Origin of the sequence: Micromonospora sp. NPDC049004, assembly GCF_040649315.1 — a bacterium.
In the GTDB taxonomy this organism is placed as follows: domain Bacteria; phylum Actinomycetota; class Actinomycetes; order Mycobacteriales; family Micromonosporaceae; genus Micromonospora.
In genome coordinates this window covers 795,021-817,346 of the sequence record NZ_JBEZFG010000001.1, presented here as the reverse complement: position 1 = coordinate 817,346, position 22,326 = coordinate 795,021, and the positions used below count along the sequence as shown (strand labels likewise).

Genomic DNA, 22,326 nt, shown 5'->3' with positions numbered 1-22,326 from the left:
CGATTCATCTCGCCGCACGTCTTCACACCCATCGTGTCCAGGGTTAAGAATTGCCCCCTATGAATGTTCAACCCATCGGCCAATCTCGATCTGACACCTGCTGTTGATTCGTGGGTGCCACGAAGGTGAGCGCATGGAGCACACGCCCCCGCCGAGCGCCGCTCACTCCGCGGCCAGCCAACAGTTCCGCTGGGAGCTGCGCAGCTGCCGGGTCCGACGGGGACTGACCCAGCGGGCCCTGGCGGACCTGGTGCGGTTCAGCCGGGAGACGGTCGCCGCGGTGGAGTCGGGCCGCCGCTTCGGCAGCCACGAGTTCGCGGTGCGCTGCGACGACGTGCTCGACACCGGCGGCGTGCTGGCCTCGCTGTGGCCGCAGGTCGCGGCCGAGCAGTTGGCGGCCGACGGCCGGCGGGGTCCACGGACCCCCGAGCAGACGCGCCTCGATCCGCCCGTACCGCGCCAGCGGAGTCGGCGCGACGCGCGCGACCCGGGCGCCGTGGTGGACGCCATCGACGAGCTGCGGGAGCTGATCGGCCAGGTGCTCAGCAGCCAACCGGACGCGGACGACCCCGGGCCGCGCCGCGCACCCGAGCACCTCGACGACAAGCGCTGAGCGCGGCCACCCGCGACCGGCCGCCGCGCGCCACCGGCCGCTGACTCTGGGTACAGATGCTGGTACGGCCAGTTTGTACCACCGCCAGGTCTGGCCTCCGAGCGCGGGTTCCGGCGGAATGGGACTTGCATTCGGCAAGGTGCGTATTGACCGTCATCGACGAGTCGTGGGAGTCAATCTTGGCGTCGAGCACGAGGTCCCACGCGGCCCGACCCTACCCGAGGAGTCGACGCGCCTGGAAGATCGCCGGTCGGATGCGCCTCATCGTGGCGGCGCCACTGGTGGCCGTGATCGGGTTCGCCGGCCTCGCGCTCACCGAGAGCGCACGCCAGACGACCCGCGCCAGCGACCTCGAGGTCGTGGCACGCCTCGGCGCCGAGGCCGGCGACCTGGCGTACCGGCTGCAACGCGAACGGGCCGCCGCCGCCGACCTGCTCACCCACCCCGACGCGGAGCAGCAGGACACCTTCGGCGTGGAGCTGGGCGCCACCGACGCCGCCGTCGAGCGGTACCGCCGACAGCGGGACAAGGTGCCTACCGACGCCGACGCGGCGCTCCTGCGTCGCATCGACGCGGCGTTGGACGGCCTGTCTCCGCTGCGCACCCAGGTCCGCACGGCCGAGCACGCCTCGGTGTCCGCGATGACCTTCAGCTACCGCATCGCGATCGCCGACCTGATCACCTTCCGGGAGAACGTCTCGCACGGCGTCGTCAACGCCCGGCTCGCCGACGGGATCCGAGCCTCGGCCGCCCTGTCGAAGACCGCCGAGGCGATCGGCCAACAGCAGGTCGCCGTGCTCCGCGCCGTCGCGGCCGGCGAGCTGACCCCCGCCACCCAGCAGGACATCACCGCCGCCCGCACCAGCTACACCGAGTCCAGCCTGTCGTTCCTGGCCCTCGCCCCCACCGAGTGGAGCATCTGGTGGGAGCAGGCCGGCACCGGCAAGGAGGCGCTGGCCCTGCAACGGATGCAGGACGAGGTGTCCCGCGCCCAGCCGGGCACGCCACTGCGCCTGCAGACCGCCGACTGGGTGACCACGACACAGCAACGCGCCGCCCGCCTCGCCGACCTGCGGGGGCGCGTCGACGCCGCCGTGCTCGACGACGTCCGGGCCGCCCACGCCGACCAGCGTCGCCGGGCCGTGGCCGAGGCGGTGGGCGTACTGCTGGCGCTGCTGCTGACCGCGCTCGTGACCTGGGCCGTCGCCCGGCAGATCACCCGCCGGCTGCGCCGGCTGCGCGACGCGGCCAACGCCGTCGCGTTCGAACAACTCCCCGCCGTGGTGGCCCGGTTGCAACGCCCCGACAGCGCGAGCGTGGACCCCGACGAGCTGGCCCGGCAACAGTCCACCGCGGCCCTCGAACCCTCCAGCGACGACGAGATCGGCGAGCTGGGCCAGGCGTTCAGCGCCGTGCACCAGGCCGCCGTGCGGACCGCCGCCGAACAGGCCGTCATGCGCGCCAACACCGCCGACATCTTCATCCACCTGAGCCGGCGCGAACAGCGACTGGTCGACGCCGTCCTGGCGCAGGTCGACCGGGTCGAACGGGACGAGACCGACCCCGACCGCCTGGACCAGCTCTACACCCTGGACAACCTGGCGACCCGGATGGGCCGCATCAACGCCAGCCTGCTCGTGCTCGGCGGCGTCGGCGTCGGCCGGGTACGCCAGCACGACGTCCCGCTGCAACAGGTGCTCCAGGCGGCCCTGTCGCAGATCGAGCACTACGCGCGCATCCGGCTCGGCATGGTCGACGGCGACGTCGCCGTGGCCGCCAAGTCCGTCGACGAGGTCGTGCACCTGCTCGCCGAACTCATGGACAACGCGACCGCGTACTCGCCGCCGGGCAGCGAGACCTGGGTGAGCGGCCGCAGCCTCGGCGACCGGGTCATCATCCAGATCAGCGACGAGGGCGTCGGTCTGCCCCCACAACGGTTGCAGCAACTCAACGAGCTGCTGGCCCGGCCACCCGCCATCGACGTCGCCGCCGTGCGGGCCATGGGGCTGGTCGTCGTGGGCCAACTCGCCGCCCGGCTGGGAGCCAGCGTCCAACTACGTCGCGGCCCCCGCCGCGGCACCCTCGCCGAGGCGACGCTGCCCGCGGCGATGATCCGGTCGCTCCCGCCGGAGGAGTACCTGCTCGCTCCCGGCCGGTTGTCGCGGCGGGCCGCCCGCACGTCCGCGCCCCCGCCGTACCGCCCGCGGCCGGAGCCGACCGCCGGGCACGCCCCCGCGGCGCGGACCCTGCCGGCGGCGCCCGTGTTCCGCCCGACGCCCAGCGTGGACCCCGGCGACGCGCCGACCGAGGAGCTGCTCATCTTCGACCAGGTCAACCACTGGTTCCACGCCGACGTCGTCGACTCCTCCGACGGCCGGCAGTGGTCCAGCCCCGCCGACGACGCCTGGCGTACCGCCGCGCAGGCGCACACCCCCGACGTGGCCGCGACCACCACCTCCGGCCTGCCGAAACGGCAGCCGCAACGACACCTGGTGCCCGGTGGCGTCACCGTGGCGCAGCAGCACCAACAACAACGCTCCGAATACCGGGACCCGGCCCAGGTCGCCAGCGCGATGGCCGCGTACGCGCGCGGAGTGGCGGCCCGCCGGCGCACCCCGATCAACAGCGGCAACTCATGACCGACAGGGAGAGCACGTGACCGACCACCAGGACCTCGGCTGGCTGCTGGACAGCTTCGCCGAGCGCGCGACCGAGGTCAGCCATGCGATCGCCATCTCCAGTGACGGCCTGATGGTGGCCGCCACCCGTGATCTGCCGCCGGACCGGGCCGACCAGCTCGCGGCGACGGGCAGCGGCCTGGTCAGCCTGCTGCGCGGCGCGGCGGCCTTCTTCGACGCGGGGGCGGTGATCTCCAACGTCACCCAGCTCGAAGGTGGATTCATGTTCTCGATGGCCTTCAACGACGGGGCGTCGCTGCTGGTGCTCGCCGCGCCCGAGTGCGACGTGGGCAAGGTCTCCTACGAGATGACGGAGCTGGCCAACCGGATCGGCGACGCGCTGACCCCCGCGGCCCGCGCGGCGCTCGCCCGCAGCCGCTGACCCCACCGACAGACCCCTCCCCTTCCCCTGGAGACGACATGTCCCTCACCACCCCTTTGCGCAGCCGTGCCCGCACCGCGGTGCTGCTCGCGCTCGTGCTGACCGCCAGCACCGCCTGCGCCGACGACGAGCCCGGCACGACCGGCGGCGGATCCATCAAGATCGGCCTGCTCGCCTCGCTGTCCGGCACGTACCAGTCCGTCGGCAAGGAGATCCGCGACGGCTTCGAGCTGTACCTGGACACGCACGACGGCAAGCTCGGCGGCCGGCAGGTGGACCTCGTCGTCGCCGACGAGGGCAACGGCGCCGCGACCGCAGTGCCCGCGGCGACCAAGCTGCTCAAGCAGGACCGCGTGGCCGCGCTCACCGGCATCGTCGGCGGCGGTTCGGTGGCCGGCGTCTACCCGCTGCTGCAGGAGACCAAGGTCCCGCTCGTCGGCTCCAACGGCCGACCCGAGATCAAGGACGTCTCCCGGGTCTGGCACACCTCGTACCTCTCCGACGAGCCGGGCGCCGCGATCGCCCAGCACGTCCGGGACAACGTCAAGGGCTCGGTGTACGCCATCGGCCCCGACTACCAGGGTGGCTGGGACGAGCTGCGCGGCTTCACCGAGGCGTTCGCCAAGGCCGGCGGAACCCTCGCCAACCCCGACGGCAAGACCACCTTCACCCCGTTCCCGGCCACCACCAACTTCACGCCGTACTTCGCCCGGATCAAGGCGTCCGGTGCGCAGGCGGTCTACACCTTCTACGCCGGCAGCGCCGCCGTCGACTTCGTCAAGCAGTACGCGCAGTCCGAGATCAGGGACGTTCCGCTGTACGCGGCCGGGTTCCTCACCGAGGGCGGCGTGCTCAACGCGCAGGGCGAGGCGGCCCGGGACATCTTCTCGGTGCTCAACTACTCCCCCGACCTCGACAACGCCGAGAACCGGGGCTTCGTCGCGGCGTGGAAGGCCAAGCACGACGGGTCGCCGACGACGTACGCCCTGGCGTCGTACGACGCGGCGGCGGTGCTCGACCGGGCCATCGGGGCCGCCGGCGACGATCCGACACCGGAGGCCATCAACGCGCAGATCGGCAAGCTCGGGCAGATCGCCAGCCCGCGGGGCGCGTGGCAGTTCTCCACCGTCACGCACTCGCCGGTGCAGAAGTGGTACCTGCGTCAGGTCCGCCAGGACGGTCGGGCGCTGTCCAACACCGTCGTGGGTGACCTCGCGACCATCGGCCGGTGATCGCGGTGGCGGCCGGCCCGAACCGGATCGACCCGTACGTCATCCCGGCGCTGGACGGTGTCGCCTACGGGCTGCTCGTCTTCGTGGCGGCGGCGGGCCTGGTCTTCTGCTTCGGCGTCGCCAACATCCTCAACCTGGCGCACGGCATGCTGTACGCGATCGGCGGCTACACCGCCGCGGCGCTGCTCGACGGCGGCTGGGGGAGTCTGGCCCTGGCGCTGGGTGTCGGCATCCTGGCCGCCGCCGCGGCGGGTGTGCTGCTCGCCGGCCTGCTCACACCTGTCGCCACCGGCAACCATCTCACCCAGGCGCTGCTGACCTTCGGGGTGGCGCTGGCCGGCGGCAGCCTGCTCGTCGCCGGCTTCGGGCCCGACGATCCGCAGGTGCTGGTGCCCGCCGCCCTCGACGGGTCGGTGGCGGTCGCCGGGCACCGCTACGCCGCGTACCGGCTGGTGTTCATCGTGGTGGCCGCGGCGCTCGCGGCCGGGCTCTACCTGACGGTGCGGCGGACCCGGGCCGGGATGCTGGTCCGCGCCGCCGTGGACGACCCGGAGATGGTCGCCTGCCTGGGCGTGAGCCCCACGCGGATCCGGGTCGGTGTGCTCGCCGCCGGTGGCGCGCTGGCCGGCGCGGCCGGGGTTCTGGGCGCCCCGATCATCGGGCCCGGGACGGACACCGCCGACACGGTGCTGCTGCTCTCGCTCGTGGTCGTCGTCCTCGGCGGCCTCGGATCCATGGGAGGCACCCTGCTCGCGGCGCTGGCGATCGGGGAGATCCAGACCCTGGGCGTGGCGCTGCTGCCGTCGGCCGCCCCGTTCCTGCTGTTCGCCGCCATGGCTGCCGTGCTCGCCGTGCGGGCACGGGGCCTGGCCCCACGGTGGGCGGCGGCGTGAGGGACGAGGTGATCCGCCGGGTACGCCTCGCCGTCGCGACGGTCGTCCTGGCCGGCCTGGTCGTGGCGCCGTGGGTGGTGGACGACTACACCGCGGCGATCCTCGCCCGGACGCTCGCGCTGGGCCTGGTCGGGGTGAGCGTGGCGCTGCTCACCGGTGTCGCCGGCATGCCCACCCTGGGCCAGACCGCGCCGTACGCCGCCGGCGCGTACGCCAGCGCCGTGCTCGGCAGCCAGGTCTCCGACGTCGGCGTCGTGCAGGTCGCCGTGGCGGCGCTGGCCGGGGCGACGCTCGCCGCCGTGACCCTGCCGCTGATCGTCCCGGCCCGGGGAGTCATCGTCCTGATGATCACCCTGGCGATCGGCGAACTCGCCGTGACCGTCCTCGGGCGCTGGCGGTCGGTGACCGGTGGCACGGACGGCCTGGCCGGCATCACCCCCGTCCGTCCCCTGTGGGGGCTGCCGGTCCTGGCGACCGACCAGGCCCGCTATCTCTACACGCTTGCCGTCGTGGCGACACTCGTCGGCGCGGTGCTCCTGCTGCTGCGGACCCGGGTCGGGCCGCTGCTGCGCGCCGGCCGGGACGACGAGATGCGGCTGCGGGCCAGCGGGCACCGGGTGGGGCTGTACCTGTCCGGCGCGCACGTCGCCGCCGGGGCGATCGCCGGCGCCGCCGGCTCCCTGCTCGTCGTCGCCCAGCAGTACATCTCCCCCGCCGACTTCGGCTTCGACACCTCCGCGCTGCTCCTGCTCGGGGTCGTCATCGGCGGCACCGCGTCGATCGGCGGCGCGCTGGTCGGGGCGGCGCTCGTCATCGCCGTACGCGACTGGTTGTTCGGGGTGCTGCCCGGTCACGCGCCGCTGGTGCTGGGCGCCCTGTTCGTGGCGACGGTCTACCTGCTGCCCACCGGCGTCACCCGGGTCCGCCGACCGCGCGGCCGATCCCGGCCACCGATCCCCGCGCCGCGCCAGCCGGCTGCGACACCCACCCGCGACCGCGGCCCGACGCCGGAGCTGCGGGTATGAACTGCCTTCTTAGCGCCGGGAAGATCAGTGTGCGGTACGGCTCGCTGGCCGCGCTCACCGACGTCGACCTGTGCGTGCACGACGGCCAGCGACACGCAGTGATCGGGCCGAACGGTGCCGGCAAGACGACCCTGCTCAACGTGCTCGGCGCGACGACACGGCCGCAGCGCGGCACGGTGCGCTTCGCCGGCCGCGACGTCAGCCGGCTCGGTCCGGCGGCGCGGGCCCGCCGCGGCATCAACCGGACCCATCAGCGCCCCGCGGTCTTCGCGACCCTCACCACGATCGAGAACATCGAGGTCGCCGCCCTGCCTCGGACCATCCGACGCCGGAGGTGGTGGCCCGGAGGGACCCGGGGCACGGCCCGCCGGCTCGCCGCCGACCTGCTCGAACAGCTGGGCCTGTCCGATCTCGCGACGGTGCCCGCCGGTCACCTCGCGCACGGCCAGCGCCGGCAGGTGGAGATCGCCATGGCCCTCGCCGGCCGTCCGCGCCTGCTGCTGCTCGACGAGCCGGCGGCCGGGCTGTCGGCCACCGAGGTCGACCGGCTGGCCGAGCTGCTGGCGGCGCTGCCCCGGGAGGTCGCCGTCCTGCTGGTCGAGCACCATCTGGACCTGGTGTACGCCCTGTGCGACACCGTCACCGTGCTGCGCGACGGCCGGACACTGGCCGCCGGCACACCTGACGAGATCCGTACCTCGCCGCTGGTGCGGCAGGCCTACGCCGACGGGGTGTCCTGATGCTGTACGTGGAGCGGCTCTGCGCCGGCTACGCCGGGGGGATCGTGCTGCACGAGGTGGACCTCCGGGTGCACCCGGGCAGCATCCAGGCAGTGGTGGGCCGCAACGGTGCGGGCAAGAGCACCCTCGTGCACACCATCGCCGGGTTGGTGCGCGCCTCCAGCGGACGCATCGAGATCGGCGGCGTCCACGTGGCCGGGCGGCAGCCCCACCGGGTCGCCCAGTCCGGCGTCGGCCTCGTGCCGCAGGGCCGGCGGGTCTTCTCCCGGTTGACGGTGGCCGAGCACCTCGTCCTGGCGGCGTCGCCGTGGCGGGCCGCGACGCCGGGCGGCGAGGGCTGGACGGTGCCCCGGATCCTCGAACTGCTGCCCCGGCTGGCGGCACGGCTACGCCACCGCGGCTGCGAGCTCTCCGGCGGTGAGCAGCAGATGCTGGCCATCGCCCGCGCGCTGCTCGGTCAGCCACGGGTGCTGCTGCTCGACGAGCCCTGCGAGGGGCTCTCCCCCGACCTGGCCGCCCGGGTCCGCGACCTCATCGGCCACCTAGCCGCCGGAGGTCTGACCGTGCTGCTCGTCGAACAGCAGCTCCGCCACGCGATCGAGGTCGCCGACCGGGTCGCGGTGCTGGAGTACGGCCGGGTCGTCTACGACCGGCCGACCGCCGAGGCGCGCAGCGACCCGGGTCCGCTGGAGGCGATCGTCGGCATCGCCCCCACCGCGCCGCCCCCGGTGACCCGATCGAACCCTCGGCTCTGGGCCGACACCCCGTAGGTCAACCGGTCCGTCGACTCACCGGCCGACACCCCGCTAGTCACCCGATCCCTCTCGGAGAGGCAGAAGACGATGGCGACCCCCACCAGTGATGGCGCGTACACCTTCGACAACGGCGCACCGGACGCGGTCCCGCAGATGCGGGCGCTGGAGTCCTTCCTGGACCCGATCACGATGCGCCGCCTGGCCCGCCCGGTGCTACGCCTCGGCTCGACCTGCTGGGAGGTCGGGGCCGGTGGCGGCTCGATGGCCCGGCGGATCGCCCGCGCGGTCGGCACGGACGGGCACGTGCTGGCCACCGACATCGACCCCACGCACCTCGTGGCGGAGGGCAACCTGCGCGTACGCCGGCACGACGTGCGCGCGGACCTCCCGCCCGGGGACACGTTCGACCTGGTCCACGCCCGTCTCGTGCTGCTGCACCTGCCCGAGCGCCGACGGGTCCTGCGCACCCTCGCGGGCGCGCTGGCGCCCGACGGCTGGCTGCTCGTCGAGGAGTTCGACTGCACGACGCCGGTGCGGGTGCTGAACGCGCCGAGCGACGACGCCGCGAAGCTGTTCGCGCAGGTGATGGACACCATGATGGGTGTGTTGCAGGACCACGGCGCCGACCTGGGGTGGGCGCAGGACGTGCACACCGAGATGGTCCTCGCGGGCCTCGTCGACGTGGACACCATCACCCACTCGCAGAGCTGGGCGGGCGGGTCGAGCGGCACGTCGCTCTACGAGACGAACTCCCGCCAGTTGGAGCCGGACCTGCTGGCGGCGGGTTTGTCGCCCCAACAGCTCACCGCCTTCCGTCGACTGACGCGCGACCCCGCGTTCGCCGTCATGTCGTACCACTTCGTCTCCACGCGCGGCCGTCTGGCCGGTTAGACCTCCCCGGTGCGGCCCGCCTCGCGTGGCGGGCCGCACACCCCCTCAAGCGTCCTAGGAAAGAGCTGCGGCGCGACAGGTGCGCCGACCCGGACAGCTCGATCAGTGACGGCCGACGAAGATTCCGACGCCGTTGGCGACCGCGCGCTCCGTACCGTCGGAGGGGCTGTTGCGGGCGGTGGCCGCGGCCTGGCCCGGCTCGCGGACGGCGACAGTGGTCGAGCCGCCGCCGTCCAGGTTGACCGCCGCGTGCGCGCCGAGTGCGCGCAGCACGTCGGCCAGCTCGGCGATCGTGAGGCCGGCGCTGGCCGGGGCACGGCCGGCGAGCGCGACGAGATACACAGTCCTGCCGTCCGGGCTGACGCCGGCCGCGCTGCGCACGGCTGCGGTCCTGGTGTCGAGGCCGGCCAGCGGCACGCCGTCGCGCAGGATCGGCGCACCGCCGACCGCGAACGTCAGCTTGGGAGCGCCGGCGGAGGCGAGCTTCTCGTGGACCGTCACCCGGTCGCCGACGGCGAGGTCGTCGAGCGCGTCGGCGCCACCCTCACGGCCCACCAGCACCTGGGTGTCGGCGGGGATCGCACCCGCGCCGGGCGTCCGACCCACCGCGCTCACCACTCCACGGTGGACGGTCACCTCGTACGTGTGGGTGCTGCACGGGTCGTTGCGGCTGGTGTCGCTGCCGCAGGTCGACCGCACCCGGGAGGCCGTGCCCCAGGCGGAGGTGAAGAGGCCGACGCCGCCGACCGGGAGCGCGTACTGGTTGAGGCCACTGAGGGCGATCGCGTGCGGTCCGCTGCGGACCTCGCCGGTGAGGCTCAGGGTGTCGACACGCGCCTCGCCGTTCACGCCGACGCCGAACACGTCGCGGGTCGAGGTGCCCGGGGCGAGGCCGGGGCCGAAGCGCTGGGCGGTCGGCACGGCGAACTTGAGCTGCTCGCCGTCGGCGATCTCCGGGCCGGAGGACGAGCCGGTCGGTGCGACGCCGGCGTGCGTCTCGCTGATGTTGAAAAAGTCCCCGTTCACGCCGGCGATCGCGCCCTGCGCGTTGGTCATCGCCGAGACGACCTGGCGCTGCGCCACGGTGTCCGGGTGCAGCAGGTCCACCGACACCCTGTTCCTGCGCAGGTCGGCGGTGAGCAGGTAACCGACTGCCGCGCCGCGCGGGGTGTCCACCTGGAACGAGCCGTAGGTGACGCCCGGGGCGAGCTGTTCGCTCGACGTGACGGTGACCGGGGCCACGGACGCCGACGTCGTCGTCGCGATCCCGGCGGCGTCGGCCGCCGTCGCGGGCGTGCTCAGCCCCGCGGCGAGCAGCAGCGCCAGACCCGGCCGTACGAGCTTCGATGGCCTCATCGCCGTTCCCTTCTTCGGTGCGGTTGCGGGCCGATGCCCGCAGGGTCCCGCCGGACGGGCGACTGGCCCGGGCCGGCGATGATCTTCCTGGTCAGCGGATCACCCGCCGGTGAACGACGGGGACGTCCGGGGTGAACCACCCGCACCTTCTTGATCAACTGCCGAGGACCGGAGGCGGCCAGCGCGGCCCCGCAACCGTCGAAATGACGGCAAAAACCCGCTCAACGGACATCTGGGCATCCACGTTGAGGATCGGGCGAAGAACCGACGCCAACGCCCCGACAGCCAAAAAGTTTTGTTGGGTTCCTACAACAGAGCGACTGTTGGTTCGGCGGTTGCGCCATGGCGCTGTCCGTCCGGAGCCGGAAAAGTGACCACTGCCGGGAGCCGTCGACTTCCGGCACGCACATCATGGTCTACCAAAGGGGTCAGTCGGGTGTTCAACCGTGTCGCCATCGTCAACCGTGGTGAAGCCGCCATGCGGCTCATCCACGCGGTCCGGGAGCTGGCCGCGGAGACGGGCAGCCGGATCGAGACGGTCGCCCTCCACACCGACGTCGACCGCACGGCCACCTTCGTGCGCGAGGCGGACATCGCGTACGACCTCGGGCCGGCCTCCGCGCGCCCGTACCTGAACCTGGCGACGCTGGAACGCGCCCTGACCGAGACCGGTGCCGACGCCGCGTGGGTCGGTTGGGGCTTCGTGGCCGAGGATCCGGCGTTCGCCGAGCTGTGCGAGAAGATCGGGGTCACGTTCGTCGGGCCGAGCCCGGAGGCCATGCGCCAGCTCGGCGACAAGATCGGCGCGAAGCTGATCGCCGAGGAGGTCGGCGTGCCGGTCGCGCCGTGGAGCCGCGGCGCCGTCGAGACCCTGGACGCCGCCCGGACGGCGGCGGCCGAGATCGGCTACCCGCTCATGCTGAAGGCGACGGCCGGCGGCGGCGGGCGCGGCATCCGCGTGGTCACGAACGAGGCCGAACTCGTCGACGCGTACGAGCGCACCAGCCAGGAGGCGGCGCGGGCGTTCGGCAGCGGCATCGTGTTCCTGGAGCGCCTGGTCACCGGCGCCCGGCACGTCGAGGTCCAGGTGATCGCCGACGGCCAGGGCACCGCGTGGGCGCTCGGCGTCCGCGACTGCTCGGTGCAGCGGCGCAACCAGAAGGTCATCGAGGAGTCGGCCTCGCCGGTGCTCGACGCGTCCCAGGCGGCCGAGCTGAAGACCTCGGCGGAGCGGCTCGCCGTGGCGGTCGGCTACCGGGGTGCGGCGACCGTCGAGTTCCTCTACCACCCCGGCGACCGGCTGTTCGCGTTCCTGGAGGTCAACACCCGCCTCCAGGTCGAGCACCCGATCACCGAGCTGACCACCGGATTCGACCTGGTCAAGGCGCAGCTGCACGTCGCGTCCGGCGGCCGGCTCGTCGGCGAGCCGCCGGCCGAGCGGGGCCACGCCATCGAGGCCCGGCTCAACGCCGAGGACCCCGACCGGGACTTCGCGCCGTCACCGGGGCGCATCGCGCGGCTGGACCTGCCCGCCGGCCCGGGCATCCGGGTGGACACCGGTGTGAGCGAGGGCGACACCATCCCGGCCGACTTCGACTCGATGATCGCGAAGATCATCGCGTACGGGCGCGACCGCGACGAGGCCCTCGGCAAGCTGCGCCGGGCGATGGCCAACACCACGGTGATCATCGAGGGCGGCGCGACGAACAAGAGCTTCGTGCTCGACCTGCTCGACCAGCCCGAGATCATCGACGCCAGCGCCGACACCGGCTGGATCGACCGGGTCCGGGGCGAAGGCCGACTCGTCACGCACCGGCACTCCGCGGTCGCCCTGGCCGCCGCCGCCATCGAGTCGTACGAGGAGGAGGAGCGCGCCGAGCGGCAGCGGCTGCTGTCGACCGCCGCCGGTGGCCGCCCGCAGGTGCAGCACGCCAGCGGCCGGCCGCTGGACCTCAAGCTGCGTGGGGTCACCTACCGGATGCGGGTGGCGCGGATCGGCGCGCACCGGTTCCGCGTCGGCATCGAGGCGGGCGCCGTCGTGCGCACCGCCGACGTCGAGCTGGACCGCTTCGACCGGCACACCGGCCAGATCGTCGTCAACGGCATCCGGTACCGCCTGCTCACCGGCACGCACGGGCCGACCCACCTGGTCGAGGTCGACGGTGTGACGCACCGGGTCAGCCGCGACGAGGGTGGCGTCCTGCGCTCGCCCATGCCCGCGCTTGTCGTCGCCACCCCGCTGGAGGTCGGCGCCGAGGTCGAGGCGGGGGCGCCGGTGCTGGTGCTGGAGGCCATGAAGATGGAGACGGTGCTGCGCGCGCCGTTCAGGGCCCGGCTCAAGGAGTGCGCCGTCTCGGTCGGCAGCCAGGTGGAGGCCGGGGCGCCGCTGCTGCGGCTGGAGCCGCTCGCCGACGACGCGGGCGAGGCCGCGGCCGGCCCGAGCGTCGCCAGCGTCGAGCTGGACCTGCCCGCCGCCGACGACAACGCAGGGGCGTACGAGCGCAGCCGGCGCGGTCAGGAGGATCTGCGGGGACTGCTGCTCGGTTTCGACGTCGACCCGCACGACGACCGCCGGGTGCTCGACGACTACCTCGTGGTGCGGCGGATGGCCGCCGAGGACGGGCACCGACCGCTGGCCGCGGAGGTGGACCTCGTCGACGTGTTCGCCGACCTGGCCGAGCTGAGCCGCAACCGGCCGACCGGCGAGGACGGCGGCGCCCACGTCCGCAGCGCGCGGGAGTACTTCCACACCTACCTGCAGAGCCTCGACGTGGAGCGGGCCGGGCTGCCCGACGCCTTCCAGGCGCGGCTTGCCAAGGCGCTGAGCCACTACGGCGTCACCGACCTGGAGCGCTCCCCCGGCCTGGAAGCCGCCGTGTTCCGGATCTTCCTGGCCCAGCAGCGCGCGTCCGCCGACGCCACGGTCGTGGCGTCGCTGCTGCGCGAGTGGCTGCGGGAGACCCCGCCGGACGAGTCGCTGCGCGAGCCGGCCGGTCTGGCGCTGGAGCGGCTGATCGCCGCGACGCAGGTCCGCTTCCCCGCCATCGCCGACCTGGCCCGGGGCGTGGTGTTCGCCTGGTTCGCGCAGCCCCTGCTGCGCCGCAACCGGGCCCGCGTCTACGCCCAGATCCGGGCGCACCTGCGACACCTGGACGCGCACCCGGCCGCCCCCGACCGCGCCGAGCGCATCGCCGAGATGGTCCGCAGCACCGAGCCGCTGGTGCGTCTGCTCGGCCAGCGACTGGTCCGTGACCACCTGGACAACACGGTCATGCTGGAGGTGCTCACCCGCCGCTACTACGGCAACAAGGCCCTCACCCGGGTACGGACCCGCGAGGTCGCCGACTGCGCCTTCGTGGTCGCCGAGCGCGCGGACTCCAGTGTGGTCTCCACGGCGGTGAGCTTCGACGCGCTGGGCGGGGCGCTGCGGGGGCTCGCCGAGCTGGCCGGCGACGAGGACTCCGTCGACGCCGACATCTACCTCGGTTGGGAGAACCAGCCGGAGGACTTCGACGCGATGGCCGCCGCGCTGCTTGAGGTGATCACCGCGCATCCGCTGCCGGCGCGGGTCCGCAGGCTCACCGCCACCGTCGCGGGTCGCGGCGGGGCGGTCATGCACCACCACTTCACCTTCCGCCCGTCGGACGGCGCAATGGTCGAGGACCGGCTGATCCGCGGTCTGCACCCGTACATCGCGCAGCGGATGCAGCTGGAGCGGCTGCACAAGTTCGACCTGACCCGGCTGCCGTCGTCCGACGAGGAGGTCTACCTCTTCCAGTGCGTAGCGCGGGAGAACCCGGCCGACGAGCGTCTCGTGGCGTTCGCCCAGGTCCGCGACCTGACCGAGCTGCGCGAGCAGGACGGCCGGCTGGTGGCGCTGCCGACCGCCGAGGACGCGGTCGCGGCGTGCCTCGACTCGATCCGCCGGGCCCAGTCGCGGCGGCCGTCCAAGACGCGCTTCACCACCAACCGGATCGTCATCTACGTCTGGCCGCCGAGCGAGCTGACCCGCGAGGAGATGGAGATGATCGCCGGGCGCGTGCGCCCGACGACGGTGGGCGCCGGCCTGGAGGAGATCCTGTTCATCGCGCGCCAGCGCGACCGTCGCACCGGCGAGCTGTCCAAGATCGCGGTACGGATCTCGTTCGACGCCGCGGGCGGCGCGGAGCTGACCGTCGGCACGCCGCCGGTCGAGCCGGTCGAGCCGCTCGACGAGTACCGGCTGAAGGTGCTGCGGGCCAGCAGCCGCAACACGGTGTACCCGTACGAGTTGACCAGCCGACTCGGTGACTTCGTCGAGCACGACCTCGACGACGCGTACGCGCTGGTGCCGGTGGACCGGCCGAAGGGGCGCAACCGCGCCGCGATCGTCGCCGGTGTCGTCACCACGCCAGCCACGCTGCATCCCGAGGGTGTCACCCGGGTCGTGCTGCTCGGCGACCCGACGAAGTCGCTGGGCGCCCTGTCCGAGCCGGAGTGCCGGCGGGTGATCGCCGCACTGGACCTGGCGGAGCGGATGCGGGTGCCGCTGGAGTGGTGGGCGCTGTCGGCCGGCGCCCGGATCTCGATGACCTCGGGCACGGAGAACATGGACTGGGTCGCCGCCGCCCTCAAGCGGATCGTCGAGTTCACCCAGGCCGGCGGCGAGATCAACATCGTCGTGGCGGGCATCAACGTCGGCGCGCAGCCGTACTGGAACGCCGAGGCCACGATGCTCATGCACACCAAGGGCGTCCTGGTGATGACGCCGGACTCGGCGATGGTGCTCACCGGCAAGCAGTCGCTCGACTTCTCCGGCGGCGTGTCCGCAGAGGACAACTTCGGCATCGGCGGCTACGACCGGGTGATGGGGCCGAACGGGCAGGCGCAGTACTGGGCGCCGAACCTGACCGCCGCGCGGGACGTGCTGATGGCCCACTACGAGCACACGTACGTCGCTCCCGGCGAGGACGCGCCGCGGCGGGCGGCCACCGCCGACCCGGTGGACCGTGACGTCTCGACGTTCCCGCACGACGTGGTGGGCAGTCCCTTCCGCACGGTGGGTGAGATCTTCTCCGCCGAGGCCAACCCGGACCGCAAGAAGCCGTTCGACATCCGGACGGTGCTGCGGGCCCTCGCCGACCAGGACCACCCGGTGCTGGAGCGGTGGGCGGGCATGGCCGACGCGGACACAGCTGTCGTGCAGGACGCCCACCTCGGCGGCATCCCGGTGTGCCTGCTCGGCATCGAGTCCCGGTCGGTGCCGCGGCGTGGGTTCCCGCCCACCGACGGCCCGGACACCTACACGGCGGGCACGTTGTTCCCCCGCTCGTCGAAGAAGGCCGCGCGGGCCATCAACGCGGCCAGCGGCAACCGGCCCCTGGTCGTGCTGGCGAACCTGTCCGGCTTCGACGGCTCGCCCGAGTCGATGCGCAAGCTGCAACTGGAGTACGGCGCGGAGATCGGCCGGGCGATCGTGAACTTCCAGGGCCCGATCGTCTTCTGCGTGATCTCGCGCTATCACGGCGGCGCGTTCGTGGTGTTCTCCAAGGCGCTGAACCCGAGCATGACGGTGCTGGCGCTGGAGGGGTCGTTCGCCTCGGTGCTCGGCGGTGCTCCCGCCGCGGCGGTGGTGTTCTCCGCCGACGTCAACGCCCGTACCGCCGCCGACGAGCGGGTGCGAGCCCTGGAGGCCCGCGTCGCCGCCGCGGCCGGCACCGAGCGCGCCGCGCTCGCCGCCGAGCTCGACGAGCTGCGCTCGTCGGTGCGGGCGGAGAAGCTCGGCGAGGTGGCCACGGAGTTCGACCGGGTGCACAACATCCAACGCGCCGTCGAGGTGGGCTCGGTGGACGCCGTCATCCGCGCCGCCGAGCTGCGTCCGCGCATCATCGAGGCCATCGAGGCGCGTCTGCCTGGCTGATCCGCTGCCGATCCCGCACTGTGGGGACGGCGCCGACCCATCGCGGTCGGTGCCGTCCCCACTGTCGTTGGCCCGCCGGCCGGGCCGCGCACCGTCGAAACTTTCATCCGATGACTGTCCACAGTCGCGCAGCTCACCCGACTTTTTTCCGGAAGTTTTCAGAGTTGACGAGGCCCATCGACGGCCATAATGTTTCGAACGAGTTTCCGGTGCTTCGGGGAGCGCCACCGAGCCCGAGACCGCACCCGCCCACTCATCCCCGGGCCGCACCCTCCCTTCAAAGATCGACATTTGTCGATCATCGCCGAAAGGAAGGCAGATGAAGCCAAGACGGTGGATCAGCGCCGGCCTCGTCGCCGCCGCGACCGCTGCGGCGTTGAACACGATGCCGGCCACCGCGAGCCGGCCGTACGACCCGACCACACAGAGCCTCGCGACCCTCGGCCAGCGCCACGGCCTGAAGATCGGCACCGCGGTGAACGCGGAAGCTCTCAACGACGCCAGCGACCCGCAGTACCGCCGGCTGGCCTCCTCCGAGTTCTCCTCGGTCACGGCCGAGAACGCGATGAAGTGGGAGAGCCTGGAGCCCACCCGGGGCACCTACGACTGGACGGCCGCCGACCAGCTCGTCGAGTTCGCCCAGCGCAACAGGCAGGCCGTGCGCGGCCACGTGCTGGTCTGGCACAACCAACTGCCCGCCTGGCTGACCAGCGGCGTCGCCGACGGCAGCATCTCCAAGCAGGAGCTGCGCGAGCTGCTGCGCAAGCACATCACCACAGTCGTCAACCACTACCGGGGCAAGATCTGGCAGTGGGACGTCGTCAACGAGGCGGTCAGCGACCCCTGGGACACCCCGTCGACGTTGCACTACAAGGGCTTCTGGGCGCAGAACCTCGGCCCGGACTACATCGCCGACGCGTTCCGCTGGGCCCGCGCCGCCGATCCCAAGGCGCTGCTGTTCTACAACGACTACAACATCGAGGCGTTCGGCTCGGGCAACCCGGCCGACGACAAGACGCAGTTCGTCTACGACATGGCCAAGCGGCTGCGCGCGCAGGGCGTCCCGATCGACGGCGTCGGCTCGCAGGGCCACCTGGGCACCCAGTACGGCAACTTCGACACCCTGCAGGTGACCGCCGCCCTGAAGCGGTTCGCCGCGCTCGGTCTGGCCACCGCGTTCACCGAGGTCGACGTCCGCAGCGAGATGACCGAGGCGGTCCGGGCCGGCAACTCCGCCGAGATCAACCCCCGCTTGCAGGCGTCGGCGGCCAACTTCAGCGTGCTGATGAAGGCGTGCCTCGCGGTGCGCACCTGCCTGTCGTACACCGTCTGGGGTTTCAGCGACAAGTACTCGTGGGTGCCGGACTGGTTCAACGACCCGCCCGAGGGTCTGGCCACCATCTACGACGAGAACTACCAGCCCAAGCGGGCGTACCAGGAGCTGAAGTCGGACCTGATCTTCGCCGGTCCGCCGTACGTCCTGCCGCGCATCGCGCCCAGGCCGCACCGCTGAACCGACACGGGTCGTGCGGGGTCCACCCTCCCCGCACGGCCCGTGTCAGCGCGGCGCGGCCAGGTCGTCGCCGGGCAGCAGCGGGCGCATGAACGTCCGCTCGTAGCGCACCACACAACCGGACTCGTCGCGGATGGCGTCGGCCGCGACGAACTCCGGGTCGTGACCGAACCGTGCGCGGTACCGCTCGTACGCCGCCAGGCTCTCGAAACTGAACAGCGCCTCGGCCCGGTCGCTGGCGCCCTCGGCGGGCAGGAAGTATCCGTGGTGCACGCCGCCGTGCCGGGCCACGAGCCGCATCCATGCGCGGGCGAACCGTTCGAACGCCTCGATCTGCGCGGGGTCGATGGTGTAGTGCACGACGCACGTGATCATTGATCCACCATAGGGCTCGCGCCGGACCCTGCCGCGCGACGGCCGGCAGTAGGATCACGGGCACCTCGGCGACGACTGTCGCCTCCCCCTGCCGGAGCCCGCATGTCGACAGATCGGCCCGGCGACACCGCCCGCCGTCGAGGCAGACCCCTCGGCCCGTACCGCGCGATCGGCCGAGCCCTCGCCGTCGGCTGCCTCGTCGCCGTCGCCGGGGTGCCGGCCGGGTCGCCGGTTGCCGGGGCGTCCGCGCCCACGACGGTGCGGGTGCTGCAGATGAACCTGTGCAACAGCGGTCGCGCCGGCTGTTACACCGGGCGGGCGCTGACCAGGGCCGCCGAGGTGATCAGGGCCGAGCGACCCGCGGTGGTCACCCTCAACGAGATCTGCCGGGACGACGTGCCCACCCTGGAGGCGGTGTTCGCGGCCACCCACCCCGGCACGGGTGTCGTGTCCGCCTTCCAGGCCGCCGGCGACCGTCCCAGCGGCGCCGACACCCGGTGCCGCAACGGCCAGGCGTACGGCATCGGGTTGTTGGCCCGGCTGGCGACGGCCGAGGGCCGGTACGCCGTACACAGTGGAATCCACCCGACCCAGGACCTCGCCGACCCGGAGGAACGACCCTGGCTCTGCGTCGACGTCGGTGGCGCCCTCAACGCCTGCACCACCCACCTGGCGGCCACCAGCCGCGCCGTCGCCCTCAGCCAGTGCGGCCATCTGCTCGACGAGATCCTGCCCGCCGTCCGGCGAAGCAGCGGGTACGCGCCCACCGTGCTCAGCGGCGACCTCAACCTCCGCCTCGGCGACGACCCCGACGTACGGTCCTGCCCGCCGGCCGGATACCCGCGCGCCGACGACGGAGCGGTGCAGCACATCCTGACGAGCGCCGACGTCATGCTCTGCTGCGCCCGCTCGGTGGGCATGGGCGGGGCTACCGACCACCCCGCCCTGCTGGCCACCCTCGTCATCGACGACCCACGCGGCTGACGTGACGTGCTGGGCGGCACCTTCCGCAGCGTCCCCGCCGGGTGCGACGCCGCTTTTCGTCGGACGGTCGTGCCATGCTGCCGCCCATCGCAGAGCAGGGAGCACAGGGCATGGTCACGGTGATCGTTCGGGATGAGACAGCGACCGGCAGAGCCATCGAGAGTTGGCCGTTGGCGGGCCTGCCGGAGCGCATCTCGGCGCGGGAGCTGGTCCGGCTGCGCGTGCGCGAGGAGGTGGCGCGGTTCAACGCCCAGCAGCCGCGGCACTTCCGGGGCCTGGTGCAGCCGACCGACACGGAGGCGACGCTGAACGGCTACCGGGTCACCCCGGGCAGGCGACTGGACTGGGTGGCGCAGGCCGATCGCGCCTGCGCCGCGTTCGCCCGTAACGGTTTCCTGCTGCTGGTCGGTGACCGCCAGATCGAGGACCTCGACGAGGAGATCGACCTGCGCACCGACCCGGACGTGGCGTTCGTCCGGCTCGTCGCCTTGGTGGGTGGCTGACATGGGCGACTGGACGGCACTCCTGCCCCACCTGAGCGACGCGGACCGGCGACAGGTGGAGACCGGTGTTCCCGAGGCCGACGAACGGATCCGGGGGGTGCTGCGGATCGCGAGCACGTACTTCTGGGGTTCCTCGGTGACAAGCGTGCCGGAGTGGACCGCGGTCGAGTCGTGGCCGGCCGAGGAGCGTCGCCGTGCCGCCCTGGCCATGCACCGGGAGTCGGCGGACGGCTCGACCCCCACCGCGCTGAACGACGTGGTACGCAGCCTCGCCACCGAGGACGTCCCGTTCACGCGGGCGGACCTGGTGTGGTGCCTGGAGGTCGTCGCCGACGGTGACGGCTTCGACAACGGCGCCCACCTGGAGCTGCCCGCCCTGATCGCGCCGCGCCTGACGGCCGCCGAGCTGGCCGACCTGGTGCCGGCGTTGTCTGCCCTGGTCAGTGAGCTGGTCGACGACTACTTCATCGCGGCGAAGACCCGCCGACGCGTCGTGACGCTGCTCGGCCGGGCCATCGACCGCACCACCGGCAGCCGCCTGCCGTCGTCGCTGCTGCACGACGGGGACGCCTTCGGGCCCGCCGTACGCGCCGATCTGGGGGCCGCCCTTACCGCGCCCGGGGTGCCGGAGGTGCTCATGCACTGCGCCGCGCTGGACAAACCGGCGGCGACCGCGAAGTGGCTGCGCCGCCTCGACGAACTGCTCGCGGCCGCGCCCGGCAGCCGGCAGGTGCTCCGCCGGCTTCTCGACGCGTTCACCGCCCACGGGCGCACCGTCCACGACGACGCGGACCGCCTCCTGCGCGGCCTCGTCTGGGCGTTGTCGCGGGAGCCCGACGAGGGGGCGACGGACCTGCTGGCCCGAGCCACCGCCTGCGCGGCGGCAGCGCCCCGCGAGGCCGCCGGATTCCCGCACGCCCCGCGCACGGCGATCGCGGCGGTACGCCTGCTGGCCGACCGCGACGGCGACGTGCCGCTGCGCACGCTGGCCCGGTTGGCGATGACGGTCCGCAACAAGGCCGTGCGCAGCCGGGTCCAGGCCGCGCTGACCCAGCTCGGCGCTCGGCGCGGGTGGTCGCTCAGCGAGGTCATGGAGTTGGCCGTCGACGACCACGGGCTCGGGCCGGACGGGTGCCTGCACACACCTGTCGGCCCGTACGAGGCGACCGTCGAGATCGTGGGCGAGCGGGCACGCCTGGTCTTCGCCCGCGACGGCGTCACCCTCAAGGGCGTCCCGGCTCAGGTGAAGCAGTCCCATGGGGACGATCTCGCCCGGTTGCGGGCTGTGGTCAAGCAGGTCGGCGCGACGCTTGTCAGCGAGCGCCAGCGGGTCGAGGGACTGCTGTCGGAGGAGCGCACCTGGTCGTACCCGGACTGGTCGTCGCGCTTCCTCGACCACCCGGTCACGGCGATCTACGGGCGGCGGCTGCTGTGGGAGACCAGCACCGACGGCCAGCGCTGGACGGCCGGCCTGCCCCGACGGGACGGCGACGGCTGGACGATCGTCGACCGGGACGGCCGGGCCCTCGCGCCCGGGTCGGTCCGGTTGTGGCATCCCGTCCGCGCGAGCACCGCCGACGTGTTGGCCTGGCGCGGCCACCTGGTCTCCACCGGTCTGACGCAGCCGTTCAAGCAGGTCTTCCGGGAGGTCTACCCGCGCACGCCGGCCGAGGAGAAGACACACACCTACTCCAACCGGTTCGCCGGGCACATCCTGCGCTACCGGCAGGCCAACGCCCTGCTGCGCGCCCGTGGCTGGCAGGCCGGCTACCTCGGGACCTGGGACGGCGGGTACGACAGCGAAGCCACCAAAATCTTCGGCGGTGGCGCGTGGCGGGCGTCCTTTCACCACGCGCTCGTCGATAACCCGGATCCACACCACTACGACGTCGAGTACTGCTCGACCGACCAGGTGCGCTTCGCCCGGCTCGACGGGACGACGTGGGTCCCCGCACCTGTCATCGACGTGCCACCGCTGGTGTTCAGCGAAGCCATGCGCGACGTCGACCTGTTCGTCGGCGTCACCTCGATCGCCACCGACCCGCAGTGGGCCGATCGCGGCGAGGACCGGTTCTCCGCCTACTGGCAGCGCACGGCAGTGGCGGAGCTGACCCCGTCGGCGCAGGTACGCCGGGACGCGCTCGCGCGGCTGCTGCCCCGGATGGCCACCGCCGACCGGGTGGACCTCACGGACCGGTATCTGCGGGTGCGCGGCAACCTGGGCGCGTACCGGATCCACCTCGGGTCGGGCAACGTCATGATGGAGCCCGACGACGCGTACCTGTGCATCGTCGCCGCGCGCGCCCAGACCGGGCGGCTGCACCTGCCGTTCGACGACGACCCCATGCTCTCCACGATCCTGTCCAAGGCGATCATGCTCGCCGCCGACGACCGGATCACCGACCCCACCGTGCTGAGCCAACTGGGGAGTGTCGCGGGCCGATGAGGGTTGGCGTCGCCATCCGCATCTAAATGGACAACAACCGC

The 22,326-nt window shown here is 72.9% G+C and carries 16 protein-coding genes; 14 read left to right on the top strand and 2 right to left on the bottom strand.

Translation table 11 applies throughout. The features are described from left to right. Positions 1 to 133 precede the first annotated feature (133 nt). From AB0B97_RS03655 to AB0B97_RS03615, 9 genes are all read left to right on the top strand, one after another. A complete protein-coding gene (locus tag AB0B97_RS03655; protein ID WP_357490314.1) occupies positions 134 to 613 on the top strand; it encodes a helix-turn-helix transcriptional regulator in 480 nt (159 codons plus the stop codon). A gap of 254 nt (positions 614 to 867) precedes the next feature. Next, positions 868 to 3,252 (top strand): nitrate- and nitrite sensing domain-containing protein, encoded by a 2,385-nt coding sequence (locus AB0B97_RS03650; RefSeq protein ID WP_357490312.1) that lies wholly within the window; start codon positions 868 to 870, stop codon positions 3,250 to 3,252. Between the two features lie 16 nt (positions 3,253 to 3,268). Then, positions 3,269 to 3,673 carry a roadblock/LC7 domain-containing protein gene (locus tag AB0B97_RS03645; RefSeq protein ID WP_007460021.1) on the top strand — a complete coding sequence of 135 codons (405 nt, stop codon included), beginning with the start codon at positions 3,269 to 3,271 and terminating at the stop codon, positions 3,671 to 3,673. A gap of 38 nt (positions 3,674 to 3,711) precedes the next feature. Then, the gene (locus tag AB0B97_RS03640; protein ID WP_357490310.1) at positions 3,712 to 4,905 is read left to right on the top strand and encodes an ABC transporter substrate-binding protein; all 1,194 of its coding nucleotides are present in this window, start codon (positions 3,712 to 3,714) and stop codon (positions 4,903 to 4,905) included. Further along, positions 4,902 to 5,798, top strand: a complete 897-nt coding sequence (locus tag AB0B97_RS03635; protein WP_357490309.1) for a branched-chain amino acid ABC transporter permease — start codon at positions 4,902 to 4,904, stop codon at positions 5,796 to 5,798. The genes AB0B97_RS03640 and AB0B97_RS03635 overlap by 4 nt, the downstream gene beginning before the upstream one ends. Beyond that, on the top strand, positions 5,795 to 6,823 hold the full coding sequence (locus AB0B97_RS03630) for a branched-chain amino acid ABC transporter permease (RefSeq protein ID WP_357490307.1): 1,029 nt from the start codon (positions 5,795 to 5,797) through the stop codon (positions 6,821 to 6,823). Before AB0B97_RS03635 ends, AB0B97_RS03630 begins: the two co-directional genes overlap by 4 nt. After that, a complete protein-coding gene (locus tag AB0B97_RS03625) occupies positions 6,820 to 7,563 on the top strand; it encodes an ABC transporter ATP-binding protein (protein ID WP_357490305.1) in 744 nt (247 codons plus the stop codon). The genes AB0B97_RS03630 and AB0B97_RS03625 overlap by 4 nt, the downstream gene beginning before the upstream one ends. After that, the gene (locus AB0B97_RS03620) at positions 7,563 to 8,333 is read left to right on the top strand and encodes an ABC transporter ATP-binding protein (RefSeq protein ID WP_357490304.1); all 771 of its coding nucleotides are present in this window, start codon (positions 7,563 to 7,565) and stop codon (positions 8,331 to 8,333) included. Before AB0B97_RS03625 ends, AB0B97_RS03620 begins: the two co-directional genes overlap by 1 nt. Before the next feature lie 72 nt (positions 8,334 to 8,405). Continuing rightward, on the top strand, positions 8,406 to 9,209 hold the full coding sequence (locus AB0B97_RS03615; RefSeq protein ID WP_234581906.1) for a methyltransferase: 804 nt from the start codon (positions 8,406 to 8,408) through the stop codon (positions 9,207 to 9,209). 102 nt (positions 9,210 to 9,311) lie between these two features. On the opposite strand, the gene AB0B97_RS03610 is transcribed toward AB0B97_RS03615, so the two are convergent. After that, on the bottom strand, positions 9,312 to 10,565 hold the full coding sequence (locus AB0B97_RS03610; protein WP_357490302.1) for a phosphodiester glycosidase family protein: 1,254 nt from the start codon (positions 10,563 to 10,565) through the stop codon (positions 9,312 to 9,314). A gap of 436 nt (positions 10,566 to 11,001) precedes the next feature. Between AB0B97_RS03610 and AB0B97_RS03605 the strand changes: the two genes are divergently transcribed. Together AB0B97_RS03605 and AB0B97_RS03600 are read left to right on the top strand one after the other, a co-directional pair. Next, on the top strand, positions 11,002 to 16,464 hold the full coding sequence (locus AB0B97_RS03605; protein WP_357490301.1) for a carboxyl transferase domain-containing protein: 5,463 nt from the start codon (positions 11,002 to 11,004) through the stop codon (positions 16,462 to 16,464). A 319-nt stretch (positions 16,465 to 16,783) separates the two neighbouring features. Continuing rightward, positions 16,784 to 17,977, top strand: coding sequence for an endo-1,4-beta-xylanase (locus AB0B97_RS03600; RefSeq protein WP_357490299.1), 1,194 nt, complete (start codon positions 16,784 to 16,786; stop codon positions 17,975 to 17,977). A 45-nt stretch (positions 17,978 to 18,022) separates the two neighbouring features. Here the strand turns inward: AB0B97_RS03600 and AB0B97_RS03595 are convergent, their stop codons facing one another. Further along, entirely contained in the window at positions 18,023 to 18,352 is a 330-nt protein-coding gene (locus tag AB0B97_RS03595; protein WP_234581910.1) for an NIPSNAP family protein, read from the bottom strand. Between the two features lie 102 nt (positions 18,353 to 18,454). On the opposite strand from AB0B97_RS03595, the gene AB0B97_RS03590 reads away from it, so the two are divergent. The 3 genes from AB0B97_RS03590 (at position 18,455) to AB0B97_RS03580 (ending at position 22,285) form a co-directional block, all read left to right on the top strand. Then, positions 18,455 to 19,336 (top strand): endonuclease/exonuclease/phosphatase family protein, encoded by an 882-nt coding sequence (locus tag AB0B97_RS03590; protein ID WP_357490297.1) that lies wholly within the window; start codon positions 18,455 to 18,457, stop codon positions 19,334 to 19,336. A 74-nt stretch (positions 19,337 to 19,410) separates the two neighbouring features. Beyond that, positions 19,411 to 19,839, top strand: coding sequence for a hypothetical protein (locus AB0B97_RS03585; RefSeq protein WP_357490296.1), 429 nt, complete (start codon positions 19,411 to 19,413; stop codon positions 19,837 to 19,839). Position 19,840: 1 nt separating this feature from the next. Then, positions 19,841 to 22,285, top strand: a complete 2,445-nt coding sequence (locus tag AB0B97_RS03580) for a DUF4132 domain-containing protein (protein WP_357490618.1) — start codon at positions 19,841 to 19,843, stop codon at positions 22,283 to 22,285. Positions 22,286 to 22,326 lie beyond the last annotated feature (41 nt).